Consider the following 13,526-nt stretch of genomic DNA (forward strand, 5'->3'; position numbering starts at 1 on the left):
TTCACTCGCCACCCGGCCCGACCGTGGCTACCTTGATCGCATGACGATGAAGGTGCAGGTAGATCTGCGCTCGGCCAATCGCTACCTCACCTGCTGGGTGGAGCCGCGGGTCAAGGTCGGCGACCAGATCACGCTGAAGAACTCCGCCGAGCCCGCGCTGCGCTGGGACGTGCTGCGCGTCAGCGCGCCGAGCAAGGCCTCGGACATCAATCGGACCTGGAACAACAACTACTGACGGTCCAGCGGCCGCCGCCCAGGCGGCGGCCGCTCACCGTAGTGGACTCCGCCCGGTGAGTCCGAGCAGGCGGTCTTCCAGTGGAGCGTCGGGCTCGACCTCCACCACCGGCCCGAACACCCCTATCTCGCGCAGGTCCTGCGCCTTCGGGGCGATCACCTCGTAGAGCGCGGTCACCGTCTCCTCCGGCACCCGTGGCTCGATGCCGACCAACTCGGCGATGTCGTAGAGGCCCATTCCGCGGAACACCGTCGCGTGCAGCAGGTAGTCGCTCGCGGGGTAGTCGCCGTAGCTCAGGTGCACGGTCCGGTCGAAGTCGTGGAACCGCTCCACCGCGTCGGTCGCGATCTCCACCCACCGGGCGAACCCGGCCCGCGGATCGGCGCCTAGCAGGTCGCCCTCGTACTGGTCGTCCACCTCGTCGATCGTCCGGCCCGCCAGCACGTCGGGCATCCACGCGTCGTCGCGGGCGTGGTGATTTACCAGGTCTTTGAGCGTCACCAACTGCGACGCCCAGCGCATCGTGTCCGGCAGCTCGCGGTCCCACTGGTCGTCGGCGATCCGCGCGACGACGTTGTTCAGCGCCCTGTCGGCCTGGACAAAGACTTCCGGCTTGCGCATGTCGCCCCCGGCGTCCGCCACGGTCGCTGCGGCCGCGGTCTACTCCAGCTTCTCCGATTCGGTCCATTTCCGCAGCCGGTCGACGATCGCCCCCAGCGCGCCGTTGTTCACGGCCTGGCCGATGGCGCCGTCGCTGAACCGTTCCCCACGGATGTATGCGGTCGCGAGCCGCACCGCGTCGGCGACCGGGCGCTGGTCGAGTCCGGCCCCTTCGGGGAACACCGGGTTGTCCCGAATCCATGCGGACCAGTCGTACACCGCCATCGGGAGCAGGCCCCGGATCTCCTGGACGGCGTCGCTGTAGATCGGGTACGGCATCTGCGTGACGCCGGGTTTGATCTCGTTGCCGCCGCCCCACTTCACTTCCCGGTCGGCGTCGGTCAGCCCGTCCATCCGCGCGAACAGCCGCTGCCAGCGGTCCTCTGGTATCGCGGCCAGGTCCGCGGTGATCGCCGAGTCCGTCGGCCCCGCCTGCCGGACCGCGTCCTGGAAGGCCATGAGGACGGTCTCGTCGAACAGCACGAAGCGCGCTTCGGCGACCTTGGTGTCAGCCGCCCAGACCGTCTCCACCGCGACTCGGGCAGCCTCCTCGGCGGGCCACCCGTACGACCCGGCCGACACGGCGGGGAACGCCACGGTCGCGGCGCCCAGCTCGTCGGCGACCCGCAGCGACTCCCGGTAGCAGGACGCGAGCAGCTCGACTCGATCGTCTGCGCCGTAGCCGGGGCCGACGGTGTGGATCACCCACCGCGCGGGCAGCTCACCGGCCGTCGTCGCGACGGCTTGGCCCGTGGGCAGACCGCGGCCGTACTTCGAAGCCCGCAGCGCGCGGCACTCGTCGAGGATCGCCTTCCCGCCGCGGCGGTGGATGGCGCCGTCCACCCCGCCCCCACCGAGCAGCGAGGAGTTCGCCGCGTTGACCACGGCGTCGACGTGCTGTTCGGTGATGTCCCCGCGGACCGTGGTGATCTTCAAGTGCCGCCCCAAGTCGTCAGACCTCGAAGATAAGGCAGCTGGAGGTCGCGTGGGCCAGCAACCGGCCTGCTTCGTCGGTGAGTTGGGCCTGGGCCAGGGCGGTTCGGCGGCCCCGTGAGATCACGGTGCCCTCGCAGCGCAGCAGGCCCGACGCCAGGGAGGCGGGGCGCAGGAACTTCGTCGTCAGGTCCAGCGAGGTGTACCCGGTCCGCGCGGGCAGCGTCGTGTGCACCGCACAGGCCGCGGCGGTGTCGAGCAGCGTGGCGATGACCCCGCCGTGCACCCCGCCCAGCGGGTTGTAGTGGAACTCCTGCGCGCGCATCTCGACGACCACGCGGCCTTCCTCGGCTTCCATCCGCTCCATGTCCAGCAGCCGCATGATCGGCGGGGCGGGGAACTCGCCGGAGATCATCGCCTGGATCAGTTCGAGCCCGCTGAGCTGCCCGAGCGCGGCGGCGTTGATCTGCGGGTCGTCCCAGCTGAAAGTGCGGGTACGCGTCTGAGTCTGTGTCATGGACTCAGACTCGCACCGGCTTGCTGAGTCTGTCAACGAGACTTAGGCTGAGGTGATGGAGCCCTCCGTGACCCGCCCACCGGCACTGGACTGGTCCGTCGACAACTGCACCATCGCCCGCGCGATGGGCGTCCTGGGGGAACGCTGGACATTCGTGGTCCTCCGCGAGGTCTTCAACGGCATCCGCCGGTTCGACCAGATGCGGGAGCACACCGACATCCCCCGCCAGGTCCTGACCAACCGCCTAGCGATGCTCGTCGACCAAGGCGTCCTCCGCCGCAGCCCCTACCGCGACCCAGGCGAACGCGAACGCCACGAGTACCGGCTGACGGAGAAGGGCTTCGACCTCTACCCGGTCCTGGTCGCCATCTGGTCTTGGGGCAACAAGTACCTAGCCGACCCGGAAGGCTCCCCGGTGGAGATGTCACACCGAGACTGCGGAGCCCCCGTCACCACCCACCTGCACTGCGCCGAAGGCCACGAGATCGACTCCCCCCGCGACGTCGTCGCCCGCCCGGGCCCGGGCGCCCACCGCCGAGAGGTCTCCTGAACGGCCGCGAGGAGCAGGGTGCCGCCCGTGACCGGGCAGCACCCTTTCGCGCCTCGGGGTCACGACTCCGTGGGTGGCAGTGGCGCGCTCAACAGCGTGAACAGCGCGGCCGACTGGCCGTCCCAGAAGCACATGTCGACACCGTCGGCGAACGGCTTCGGGTTGCCGTTCTTCTCGCTTGAATTCGGGTCCTTGTAGCCGAAGAACGTGTATCTCGTCTGGACTCCGGTTTCCTCGATGTAGAGCTGGTAGGCGAGGCCGCTGTCCTGATCCTTGAGGTAGACCCAGTCCCAACGGCCCCTCCCGGCGTCGAAGATCGCCACCACCCCCGCCTGGCCCGGTCGCACGATGGGGTCCGGACCCTGGGTGACGTCGTCGCCCCGTAGGCCCGTGAACTCCAGTGTGTGATTGGTGAGGTTGACGACCACCATGTTGACCTTCGTCATGGTTAGCGCTCCCGTTCGGCGATAGTGATCCAACTGTCCTAACAGGACTCCAGTGTGGGAGTGGGCAAGGACGCAGATCCGCCCCTACGGGCAATCAACCGTGCCACGCTCCGTGCGCAGAGAACCGCGCTGTGTCACGAGAGCGCGGGAGATCGCCGAATGCCGAAGGGGTGTCACCGATGATCCGGTGACACCCCTTCTGACGTGCTGGTACTTCCGCTGAGCGGATGACGGGAATCGAACCCGCATATTCAGCTTGGGAATCTGGCGGAGTCAGCGGGAGATCATCTCTGACCTGGACCCGCCCTCAGTCAAGACTGACCGGGATTGCCCGCTGTTGACCAGGGCTTATCGCACGCGAACAGCACGGCTGGTCTGGCCACCCAGTCCCCTCCCTGCACCCCGACACGAAGCCAAAACACGGACAGTGGCGTCGGGTCAAGGCACGTTCTCCCGCCTTGACGCGGCGTCGCTGGCCGTAGTCATGATCAGGCGTCGGGGTGGCCCACAGACTGTCTTTAGACCGGGCGGGCACATCGAGCTGGCCCGTGGCCCCTTGACCGGGAGCTGGCCGTCTATCAGTTTGGTAGCTGGGCCTCGTTGACCGCGTAGAGGGCAACCGGGTCGTACTGAGATTCCACGATGCCCCGTATGGGACCGCCAGGAAGTAGGCCGAATGCCGTCCAGAGCTGGTCGCGAGTGAACAGGTGTCGCGGTGCTCGGCCGGACGCATACCGAGGGATCTCCGCGCGCGGCGATTCGGGCTGGCTGGCTGACAAGTCCGGTTGAGATGCCATGGCTCCACCCTGGCATTCGGAGGCAGGTCTCGGCATCGCCCGGCAGGCTGACGAGGAGATGGGCGGTGTGCGCCGTCTGTGGTGGCTCGCGGGACTCGCGCCGCTCCGTGGCTGCGCCGCGCGGCCGTCCGGCCGTGAGCGGAGCGGCAGGCCGGACCGTGCCGCGATGGATGTAGCTCTGGTGCCAGCGCAACAGGCCCACCGAGCGCGCCGCCGCGGGCGGCGCGCCTTGATCCCATAGAGCCAAATTCAGCAGCTCGGCGGTCTCGCGTCGCGATCGGGTCACACCACAACAGCGAATACAAGGCCCTTGACCTGCAAAGACGGGGTAGAGAGGCTGTGGATGCGAACTTGACCGCATGGGGTATGTGAGAGACGCTACCCGCGTTAGGTTGACTCAGTCTGGTCAACTTGAGCGTGGAGGGCTGCCGGGCAGCGTGTAAGCCACCCAGCAGCCTCCACTTGCTATCGAACCAGCATGTCGATGATCGACCAGATCGGGCCGACGAGCTGGATCGTCAGGGCAACCGCGCTGAGCCGGGCAGGAGTCAGAATCCTCGCCCGGCCAGCCGGGGGCATGTTGCCGCGGTTGGCCTTCTTCTTGCTCTTATTCTTCTTACGGCGGCGGTTGGCCACCGTCACCTCCGAGTCGGCTGGACTAATCCGTTGATCCCGGAGCCGACCTGCCCGGCCCAACCGGTTCGCGTCGGGCACGGAGGGATAGATAGTCAACCGCCATCGCCGCTGGCTGCGACGTTGTTCGGAGTGTGTACCCCCCGATCGGCCGCTTGCAAATGACCTTGGGGACCGACCTGTGGACAACCTGGGGATGTATCCCGCGTTCGGGTGTGTCTGTGGACAGCTGTCTGTGGATAACTTGGGTACGGTGCCGCAGCGGCATGCTAAAACCCCAGCTAAAGGCCTGTGAGCAACCTGGGTACAAAATTGCTGCGTGTCGCATCGGCGTGTCGCGCAAAGATGAGTCTTCGGCGTGTCGCTGTTTCAGGCACCCAGGGCGAGCCTTTCGGCAACCCGAGCGGGCAGCTCCATGGAGGTGGTAAGCATCGACGTGCTTTCGCTCTGCAGGAGGGCCACCTTTTTAGGCTTGTTTGCATATCCGACGAAATTAACTGCGGCCGACTGTGAAGCGAGCATGTCCGCACGGCTATCGCCGATCATCAAAGCCCGGCGGGGTTCGACTTTGAATGCATGCACTACCTGATTAACGAGAAAAGGACTCGGCTTGAGTTCCGCGACGTCACTACCGATTCTCGCCGATATGTAGTCGAAAGACCCCATCAGGTCGTGCAGTCCAATAAATGACTCAACGGCACGAACCCCGTTGTTGCTAACAATGGCAGCGCGGCGTCCCGCCTGATGCCAAGCACGAATTAGTTCGAACGCTCCTGGGGTTGGCTGAGCCTGCTGCACGGCCTCTACCTCATGGGCAGCGAAGGCGGCTTCCACGTAGCGGCCTTCCTCCACTCCAAGCCGTGCTGCGTGAAGCAGCACGTCGAACGGGTCGTCGGAAGTGCCCACTTGTACCGGCAACGCTACGTGCCCACCTTGCCGCAAAACATCCTTGAGTTGGTCGGACACAATCCGAGGTGGGATGCCTGAAAAGACGTTACACATCGGACCATCGAAATCGATCAGGAGCGCATCCGCGTCTCGCAGCAGCCGATCAAGAAGTTCTTCGTCGTCTATCGGACTGATCACGGCGCGAATTCCTTGGACACCGTTCCCCACATGCTGTCGAACCAGGTCCGGGCCTGGTCAACGTACTGCGAGCCCGTGGAGGTGTCGTCGTCGGTGGTGGAGTGGTGGAAGAGGATGGCGTCTTTGCCCATGAGGTCGTAGATCGGGGTGGGCGTCTCGCCGAAGGTGAGGACGTGTTCTCGGACTGGGTAGAAGCCGAAGAATGCTTCTTCGTTGTTGACGATGTAGAGCTTGAACAGTGGGGCTGCGTGGTGGACGCGCACGGTGGCGGTGGCGTTGTTGACGATGCCGAGGGAGCCCAGCTCGTTGACGGTGTCGGTGAGGGCACCAACGTGGCGGTGCATGATCGCGGTTGCGCGGGCGCGGAACTCGGGGCTGTCGCCTAGGTCCTCAACACGGCACGGGATGGCCAGAGGAGCTGTGGTGTCCGGGATGAGGATGCGCACCGTGAGGGATTCCGGGCGTAGACGGCCTGCTCGGATCTTGTCGAGAGGTTCCTGCATGGCTCCGTGCAGGGTTTCGCCGGAGAAGCCTGCGAAGTCCACCGTCACGTGCTCGGCCTCGAAGGCGCGTTCGATGTGGGGGCGTAGGCCGACCGGGCGTTCGGTGCGTTCGCGGACGAAGACGCCGCTGCCCTGGCGGGACACGATCAGGCCCTCGTCGCGTAGTTCGCGAAGGGCGTTCTGAACGGTCATGGGGGCCACGTTGTAGGTCTTGGCGAGCTCGTTGCGGGATGGGAGCTTGTCGCCCGCAGTGAACTTTTTGGTCAAAATTGCGGCCCGTAGAGCGTTCGCTACCTGCACGTATGGCGGCCGCGGGTCGTCGGGGTCTAGCCCCATCGTTGACTCCTTTCGAGGCGGTATTACCGCCACGCAAGTCTGACCCAAGCCGCGACGCCTTGTCTAGCTCACCTAGCGAGCTAGTCCACTCTTACTACTTGACATGTCTAGCCAAGCTGGCTACCTTTCTACTTGTACGACATGGCTAGTCCGGTTAGACAAGTTCTGGAGGTTGAGATGCCGGTCATTCCGACGCGGTTCGCGGTCGACTTCGGGGAGGTGTTTCCGCTGGGTGCGTTCGTGCTGGGTGTGGAGCCCTCGATGGCGTTCTCCGACAACCCGGCCGCACCAAAGATGCAGGAGCGGGACAAGGAGACCAACCAGCTCGTCTGGACCGTCCGTGCGCTGGACGCGAACGAGGAGGCTGCGCGGTTCGGCGCTGAGTTCAAGGTGAAGATCGCGGCTGACTACCAGCCGGTTCCGCCGCCGAAGGCCAACGGGTTCCCGTTCGCGGCGGTGGAGTTCGAGCGCCTGACGATCACCCCGTATGCGAACAACAAGGGTCGTATCGCGCACAGCTTCCGGGCTGGCGGGATGCGGGCTCCTGGCGGTGCTCGGGCGGCCAAGCCTGTGGCTACCGCTGAGCAGAAGAACGCCGCGTGATGACGGGGCGGGCGTCTCGAGATGCGGTCGCCCGCTGGAACGTCGCTTACGCCGAGCAGACGGCGGCGCTGTTCGCTGCGTCTCGTCCACAGCCTGTGGATATCGAGGCAATTCGTCGTCTGTCTCGCGCGTACGCGGAGGTCGCGGGTGCTTGGAGGGTGCTCGCGGCAGAGCTGGCAATCCCGCTGTGGGCTCGCCATGCGGCCGTAGTTGCGGCTGAGGAGTTCGAACGTCGCGCGGGCATGGAGGTCCTGCGTGTTCAGCAATCCGAAGGAAGTGGGCAATGAGCGGGCAAGCGTTGCGGTTCACCGCGTCCGGTTCGCCTGGGCATGGGGCGTCTGCCGGTGTTGTGCGGTTCGGGCAGGGGCATCCCCCGGCGTTGGTGATCAGTCTGGACGCGGTCGATGTGCTGTTGAGTGTCGCGCCGTTTCCTGACGGGTTGGTCGCGATGGCGAACTTCTGCCGGGTGCTGGCTAGGGAGTCGGCGCGGCTGGCGGCGGAGATCGACCCGGACGGCGAACCCGCGCCGGTTGAACGGTCGGGTCGGCACTGGATCACCCCTGCCGGGCCGGGTTTGTCTGGGGCGGGGTTTTGAGTCCGGCACGGCGGCGGGTGCTCCGTTGCTTGGCGGCCCGGGTGCCCGCCGTCGTGCCTCCCACAACACCAACCGAAGGGAGGTTCGTGGTGGTCACCAGGGTAGAGACCTGGCGCAACCCCGCCCCACTACCGACAACGCTGCTCACCGCACGGGAGTACCTGTGGCGGGCACCGGCGTTCGACGCACCGCGGGAAGAGTGGATCGCCTACCACGAATACAGGGCCGAAGTGTTCCGTCACGTCGCCGCGATCGACACCCGACACCGGTATGAAGCCGGGGCCGAAGCATGGCTCGCGAAAGACAAGGTTGTGAAGTTGCGGGGTCATGGGGAGGCCGATCCGGCGCTCATCACCTGACCCAATAAGTCCATTTGGAACAAACAAAACGCGCCTGGGTGGTGCGGCGATGACGTACGCCCATGTTGCGGCGCAAGGAAACCATAGGCACAGAAGCGGACCCGGCTACCAACCTTTCCCGCTTCTGTGCTGTCCACACCAGACATCGGAGTAGACAGTGAACACGCTAGTACATCGACAGATTCTCTCGCTAGGGCAGGGCCACGCTTCGATGGTCGGGGGTGGGCTCTGATGGGACGTCGCAACGATTCGCGGTGGGTCGACCCGGCACCGTTGGAAATCGCTCGGCCTCGGTTGCCCTGGTGGACGCTGCTGCCCAACTGGGTCAAGCTCGCCATCGCCCCGATTGTGCTCGTCGGCCTGCTCGGGTGGAGCCTGTGGCATCTCGCCAAGCTCATCTACCGCTACCCGCTGACCCTTGTGGTCCTGGCCGCGGGCTGGTGGTCGTACTCGGGGGTCGGGCCGTGGTGGTTCGCCGCCGGCCTGGCGGTGCTGTTCATGTTGTTCGGGGTGTGGCGGTGGCTGCACGAACCCTCGTTCGAGCGGTTCGCCATGCCGCAAATTCGCACCGAGTACCGGCGCTGCATGATCTACGCCTGGCAATGGCGGACCGTCATGCGCCTCGCGGACCTGGTGAAAGACAAGCGCGGCACTGAATATCGGCCGCGCCTGGGCCGTGTCCGCTCGGATGGGTGGCGTGACCGTGTCCGGGTCCGCATGGTCAAAGGGCAAGCCCCAGAACAGTGGGAGTTGCACGCCTCGGGGCTGGCGCACTCCTTCCACGCCCACTCCTGCCGGGTGCGGGTGATCAAGCCTGGGCGGCTCGAACTCGACTTTGTGCACTCCGATCCCCTGGCCGCACCGATCGTCCTGCCCGAGCTGGCGGCGAAGGACTCCGCGGTTGATCTTAAGCGGGTGGTGATCGGGCGAACCGAGTCGGGGCGGCCGTGGCGACTGCGACTGCTCGGCACCCATGTCCTCAATGTCGGTGTCTCCGGGGCCGGGAAAGGCTCGTTGCTGTGGTCGGTGGTGTCGGCGCTGGCACCTGCGATCAAGTCCGGTGCTGTGCGCCTCTATGGGATCGATCCCAAGGGCGGGATGGAACTCGGGCAGGCACCGGAGGTGTTCCACCGCGTTGTCTTCGACAACGGTGAAGCGGCGGTGACCATGCTCGAAGAGATCGCCGGAGAGGTGAAGCGCCGCGCGGAGTCCTACCGGGGTCTGCGCCGCACGTGGACGGCTGAGACTGGTGACCCGTTCCTCCTGCTGGTGATTGACGAGCTGGCCGACGTGGTCGCGTACCAAACGGACAAGGCGCTGAGGGAACGCGCCGCTCGGGCGCTGCAAGCGATCACCTCGCAGGGCCGGGCACCGGGCGTGTGCGTGCTCGGGTTGTTGCAGGACCCGCGCAAGGAGATCGTGCCGTTCCGGCACCTGTTCTCCACCCGCGTCGCGATGCGCCTGGACGAACCCGCACAGGTCGACATGGTCCTCGGCGACGGCGTCCGCCAACGCGGCGCAACAGCTCACGAGATCAGCGAACACGTCCCCGGTGTCGCCTGGGTGAAGGTGGACGGCAAACGCGAACCTGTACGGGCACGCGCGTTCCATGTCACCGATGACGACCTGGCCCAACTCGTCGCCTACGTCACCGGGCGAGACTCGATCGGTGCGGTCGTGCCGTTCACGGTCGGGGGTGTGGCGGCATGAATGTCCTCATCACGACGCGGCTGGACGCGATTCGGGATCACCTGGCCACGCACCCGGCGCTGCCGGGTCCATGGGATGTGTCGGTCAACGCCTGCCGGGAGGACGCGGTCACGATCCAACTGCAGGCCTACACCCTGGCGGGTGTGGCATCTGCGCTGCTGTCCTGGGCGGCGACCCTGACCAACGTCACGGCTTCGGCCTGGCGGGCAGGACCGGACTCGGTCCACCTGCACGTGTTCGGTGCGCTCGCTGACGGCACTCGGGTGAAGATCTTCGACGGCCTCACGTACACGCCTGCGGTGTTCCCCGATTTGGAACCGGGCGGCAAGCAAAGCGTTGGTATGTCCACCCTGCGGGCCTGGGCCGCTGACCGGGCGGGGGTGGCCGCATGAGTACCGCTGTCACCCCTGCACCGGAAGGCACCCGCGCGCAACGGATGCGGCACCCACTGGCCCTCGATGTGGTCACCGCGACGGCGGAGAAGTACGGGGTCTGTGTCCGCCCATTCACCATGGAGGTCGGCGACCTCGACACCGGAGAACTCCGACACGTCGCCGTCCCCTGCGGATCCACGGTGGAATCCGTCTGCGGGCCGTGTGCGCGGAAAGCCCGCGCCCTGCGGATGGTCCAGTGCCGCGAGGGCTGGCACATGGGCGACGAACCCGACTTCACCCCGGAACCGCCCACAACCGATCAAACAGAGCTGATGGCGTTCCGGGCCGACCTCGTAGCGGCATACCGGGAGGCAATCGAGGACGGGCAGGCCGGGGACGCGGACGAACTGCGCGACGAGATCCACTCGGTTGACGACGAGCTGCGCGGGCTCGGGGTGCGGGGTCGATTGCCGTCGCCGGATGCCGTGGGCAAGCGGGCTCCGAAGCGGTCCACGAAGCGGCGGCAGGACGCACCGAACCTGCCTCGGCGGAAGGTGGAGAAGCGGACCGTGGGCAGGCAATACGCCGGTGGTTTCCGGCCCTCGATGTTCGTCACCCTGACCTGCGACTCGTACGGTGCGGTCCGCGGGGACGGGACACCGGTCGACATCCGCACCTACGACTATCGGCGGGCGGCCCGGGACGCAGTGCACTTCGCATCCCTGATCGACCGGTGGTGGCAGAACCTTCGCCGCGTCGTCGGCTGGGACGTGCAGTACTTCGCCACCGTCGAACCACAGAAACGCGCCGCCCCGCACCTGCACACCGCAATCCGCGGCTCCATCCCCCACGAAGTGCTCCGACAGGTCACCGCCGCCACCTACCTCCAGGTCTGGTGGCCACCGCACGACGAACTGCGCTATCCGGGCAGCGTGGTCCCGGTCTGGGACGGCGAACAGTTCATCGACCCGACCACGCGGCAACCGTTGACGGCGTGGGCGCACGCGGTCGACCAGGTCGAGACCCCGGCGCACGTGTCGACCTTTGGGGCGCAGGTCCACTCAAAGGGCATCCTCGGCGGCACCGAACAAGCCGGACGGCACATCGGGTACCTGACGAAGTACCTCATGAAGTCGACCGGTGAGGTGATCGAGTCCACCGGGGACCGGCAACGCGAACACCACGACCGGCTCCACGACGAACTGTCGATCACCCCGTGTTCACCGCGCTGCGCGGTCTGGTTGCTCTACGGGGTCCAGCCGCTCGGCGTGTCCAGGCGGACGACACCAGGGCACTGCAAGGGGCGGGCGCATCGCCGGTCAAGCCTTGGCCTGCCTGGGCGGCGGGTGCTGGTGTCGCGGAAGTGGTCGGGCAAGACGCTGGCCGATCACCGGGCCGACCGCAAAGCGTTCGTGGTCCAGGCCCTCGCCGACATCGGCGTCGTCAAGGAAGAACCCGACCCGAAACGACTGGTCTGGCACAAGGTCAAACCCGGCGACCCCACCGTCCCACCACGAGCGCACCTGCTCATGCACGCCATCTCCGAACGCATCCGATGGCGAGCCGAATACGACGCCGCACTCCTCGCGGCCAATGTTTCAGCAACTCCGCCTGTAGCGGCCTGACCTGGGGGAATGAGATGGAACAGAAGTACCTCACAGTCCCGGAAGCCGCGGACTACCTGAACACCTCGGTCCGCTTCGTGCGCCGGTTGATCGCTGAGCGTCGGGTGGCCTTCCACAAGGTCGGCATACACATCCGGTTCGCGCTCTCCGACCTCGACGGCTACCTCGCGGCGTGCCGAGTCGAGCCGATCACTGCGGCCATGGTGTGGCGTCACATGCGGGAGGTGGCGTGATGGCTGGCAAGCGTCGTCGCCGGTTCGGGTGGGTGCGGAAACTCCCGTCCGGCCGGTGGCAGGCAAGCTACCTCGGCCCTGACGGGCAACGTCGTCTCGCGCCGGAGACGTTTGAGACCAAGGGCGCGGCCGAGAAGTTCCTCGTCAAGGTTGAAAGCCTGCTCATGGCCGGTGAGTGGACAGACCCGGCGAAGTCGAAGGTCAAGCTCGGCGACTACACGGAACGGTGGATCGTCCAACGGCCCGGCCTGGGCCTGCGCACGGTCGAGCTGTACCGCTGGCTGCATTCCAAGCACGTCGAGCCGCTGATCGGTCACATGGAGATCGGCAAGATCACTACCGCGGTAATTCGGCAATGGCGGGTTGACCTGCTGGAGTCCGGCGTCTCGCAGACGATGACGGCCAAGGCGTATCGGCTGGTGCGGGCGGTTCTGAACACGGCGGTGGACGAAGATCGGATCTTGGCGCGGAATCCCTGCCGGGTGAAGGGCGCCGATCAGGAGTCGCCCGCTGAGCGTCCGGTGCTCGCCGTCGCTCAGGTCTTCGACCTCGCCAACCGGATGCCGCTTCCGCGATATCGGGCGCTCATCCTCGTGACGGCGTTCTGCACCCTGCGGTGGGGTGAGGTGTCCGCGCTGCGGCGGTGTGACGTGGCTGCGGACGGGAGCTGGGTCCGGGTGTCTCAGGCGTCCACGGAGGTCGCCGGACGTGGCCTGGTCGTCGGGCTGCCCAAGTCCAAGGCCGGGGTTCGGACGCTGGCTGTCCCCATGGCCATCCGGGCTGAGCTGGTGAAGCACCTCGCCGAGTTCGTGAAGCCTGAGCCGGACGCGCTGCTGTTCACCGGGCAGAAGGGCGGGGCGCTGCGGCGGTCGAACTTCAGTCAGCGGGTGAAGTGGACCGAGCTGGTCACCAAGATGGGCCTCAAGGGCGTGCACTTCCATGACCTTCGCCACGCGGGAAACATCTGGGCGGCTCAGGCCGGGTCGAGCACCAAGGACTTGATGCAGCGCATGGGGCACGACGACATGCGGGCGGCTCTGATCTACCAGCGTGCGACCAGTGCGGCGGACAAGGCGATAGCCGATCGGCTCTCGGACCTGATCGACAAGCACCGTGACCAGGACGAAGACAAGGCGAGCTAACAGCACGTGGACAGCACGCGGGGTCCTGGGGCAAGCAGAAGGGGTGTCACCGATGGTCCGGTGACACCCCTTCTGACGTGCAGATACTTCCTCTGAGCGGATGACGGGAATCGAACCCGCATATTCAGCTTGGGAAGCTGATGTTCTACCACTGAACTACATCCGCAGTGATCGACAGAATACACGGAT

Annotated in this window: 17 protein-coding genes, 1 tRNA gene and 1 pseudogene; 10 read left to right on the forward strand and 9 right to left on the reverse strand. The window is 66.2% G+C overall.

From position 1 onward, the window contains the following. Positions 1-40: 40 nt before the first annotated feature. Positions 41-235, forward strand: a complete 195-nt coding sequence (locus ACUZ2Y_RS20690) for a hypothetical protein (RefSeq protein WP_091376584.1) — start codon at positions 41-43, stop codon at positions 233-235. Between the two features lie 33 nt (positions 236-268). Here ACUZ2Y_RS20690 and ACUZ2Y_RS20695 read toward each other — a convergent pair whose 3' ends face one another. From ACUZ2Y_RS20695 to ACUZ2Y_RS20710, 4 genes and pseudogenes are all read right to left on the reverse strand, one after another. Beyond that, positions 269-856, reverse strand: coding sequence for a DinB family protein (locus tag ACUZ2Y_RS20695; RefSeq protein WP_476321321.1), 588 nt, complete (start codon positions 854-856; stop codon positions 269-271). 39 nt (positions 857-895) lie between these two features. Beyond that, positions 896-1,354, reverse strand: a complete 459-nt coding sequence (locus ACUZ2Y_RS20700; protein ID WP_476331974.1) for a DUF6508 domain-containing protein — start codon at positions 1,352-1,354, stop codon at positions 896-898. Beyond that, a pseudogene (locus ACUZ2Y_RS20705) lies at positions 1,328-1,831 on the reverse strand (O-acetyl-ADP-ribose deacetylase); the annotation flags it as partial. The gene ACUZ2Y_RS20700 and the pseudogene ACUZ2Y_RS20705, both read right to left, overlap by 27 nt. A gap of 16 nt (positions 1,832-1,847) precedes the next feature. Continuing rightward, on the reverse strand, positions 1,848-2,345 hold the full coding sequence (locus tag ACUZ2Y_RS20710; protein ID WP_476321323.1) for a PaaI family thioesterase: 498 nt from the start codon (positions 2,343-2,345) through the stop codon (positions 1,848-1,850). Between the two features lie 67 nt (positions 2,346-2,412). Here ACUZ2Y_RS20710 and ACUZ2Y_RS20715 point away from each other — a divergent pair, with 67 nt between their 5' ends. Then, a complete protein-coding gene (locus tag ACUZ2Y_RS20715) occupies positions 2,413-2,895 on the forward strand; it encodes a winged helix-turn-helix transcriptional regulator (protein ID WP_476321325.1) in 483 nt (160 codons plus the stop codon). Positions 2,896-2,954: 59 nt separating this feature from the next. On the opposite strand, the gene ACUZ2Y_RS20720 is transcribed toward ACUZ2Y_RS20715, so the two are convergent. The 4 genes from ACUZ2Y_RS20720 to ACUZ2Y_RS20735 form a co-directional block, all read right to left on the reverse strand. Further along, positions 2,955-3,341, reverse strand: coding sequence for a hypothetical protein (locus ACUZ2Y_RS20720; protein WP_476321327.1), 387 nt, complete (start codon positions 3,339-3,341; stop codon positions 2,955-2,957). 1,262 nt (positions 3,342-4,603) lie between these two features. Further along, on the reverse strand, positions 4,604-4,774 hold the full coding sequence (locus tag ACUZ2Y_RS20725; protein ID WP_476321329.1) for a hypothetical protein: 171 nt from the start codon (positions 4,772-4,774) through the stop codon (positions 4,604-4,606). A 366-nt stretch (positions 4,775-5,140) separates the two neighbouring features. Next, positions 5,141-5,857: an HAD family hydrolase gene (locus tag ACUZ2Y_RS20730; RefSeq protein WP_476321331.1), complete on the reverse strand. Its 717-nt coding sequence runs from the start codon at positions 5,855-5,857 to the stop codon at positions 5,141-5,143. Continuing rightward, positions 5,854-6,696, reverse strand: a complete 843-nt coding sequence (locus ACUZ2Y_RS20735; protein ID WP_476321333.1) for a GntR family transcriptional regulator — start codon at positions 6,694-6,696, stop codon at positions 5,854-5,856. Before ACUZ2Y_RS20735 ends, ACUZ2Y_RS20730 begins: the two co-directional genes overlap by 4 nt. Positions 6,697-6,873: 177 nt before the next feature. Here ACUZ2Y_RS20735 and ACUZ2Y_RS20740 point away from each other — a divergent pair, with 177 nt between their 5' ends. From ACUZ2Y_RS20740 to ACUZ2Y_RS20775, 8 genes are all read left to right on the forward strand, one after another. Further along, positions 6,874-7,299, forward strand: a complete 426-nt coding sequence (locus tag ACUZ2Y_RS20740; protein WP_476321335.1) for a plasmid replication, integration and excision activator — start codon at positions 6,874-6,876, stop codon at positions 7,297-7,299. A 283-nt stretch (positions 7,300-7,582) separates the two neighbouring features. Beyond that, entirely contained in the window at positions 7,583-7,894 is a 312-nt protein-coding gene (locus tag ACUZ2Y_RS20745; RefSeq protein ID WP_476321336.1) for a hypothetical protein, read from the forward strand. Between the two features lie 86 nt (positions 7,895-7,980). Next, positions 7,981-8,253, forward strand: a complete 273-nt coding sequence (locus ACUZ2Y_RS20750; protein ID WP_476321337.1) for an AMED_5909 family protein — start codon at positions 7,981-7,983, stop codon at positions 8,251-8,253. Positions 8,254-8,484: 231 nt separating this feature from the next. Then, on the forward strand, positions 8,485-9,963 hold the full coding sequence (locus tag ACUZ2Y_RS20755; protein ID WP_476321339.1) for an FtsK/SpoIIIE domain-containing protein: 1,479 nt from the start codon (positions 8,485-8,487) through the stop codon (positions 9,961-9,963). Continuing rightward, on the forward strand, positions 9,960-10,355 hold the full coding sequence (locus ACUZ2Y_RS20760; protein ID WP_476321341.1) for a hypothetical protein: 396 nt from the start codon (positions 9,960-9,962) through the stop codon (positions 10,353-10,355). Before ACUZ2Y_RS20755 ends, ACUZ2Y_RS20760 begins: the two co-directional genes overlap by 4 nt. Further along, on the forward strand, positions 10,352-11,962 hold the full coding sequence (locus ACUZ2Y_RS20765) for a replication initiator (RefSeq protein ID WP_476321343.1): 1,611 nt from the start codon (positions 10,352-10,354) through the stop codon (positions 11,960-11,962). The genes ACUZ2Y_RS20760 and ACUZ2Y_RS20765 overlap by 4 nt, the downstream gene beginning before the upstream one ends. 14 nt (positions 11,963-11,976) lie before the next feature. Continuing rightward, the gene (locus ACUZ2Y_RS20770) at positions 11,977-12,195 is read left to right on the forward strand and encodes a helix-turn-helix domain-containing protein (RefSeq protein ID WP_476321345.1); all 219 of its coding nucleotides are present in this window, start codon (positions 11,977-11,979) and stop codon (positions 12,193-12,195) included. Next, positions 12,195-13,337, forward strand: a complete 1,143-nt coding sequence (locus ACUZ2Y_RS20775) for a tyrosine-type recombinase/integrase (RefSeq protein ID WP_476321347.1) — start codon at positions 12,195-12,197, stop codon at positions 13,335-13,337. The genes ACUZ2Y_RS20770 and ACUZ2Y_RS20775 overlap by 1 nt, the downstream gene beginning before the upstream one ends. A 95-nt stretch (positions 13,338-13,432) precedes the next feature. Here the strand turns inward: ACUZ2Y_RS20775 and ACUZ2Y_RS20780 are convergent. Next, positions 13,433-13,503: transfer RNA gene (locus tag ACUZ2Y_RS20780), tRNA-Gly, on the reverse strand. Positions 13,504-13,526: the final 23 nt, after the last annotated feature.

Source organism: Actinokineospora sp. UV203, from assembly GCF_056323665.1.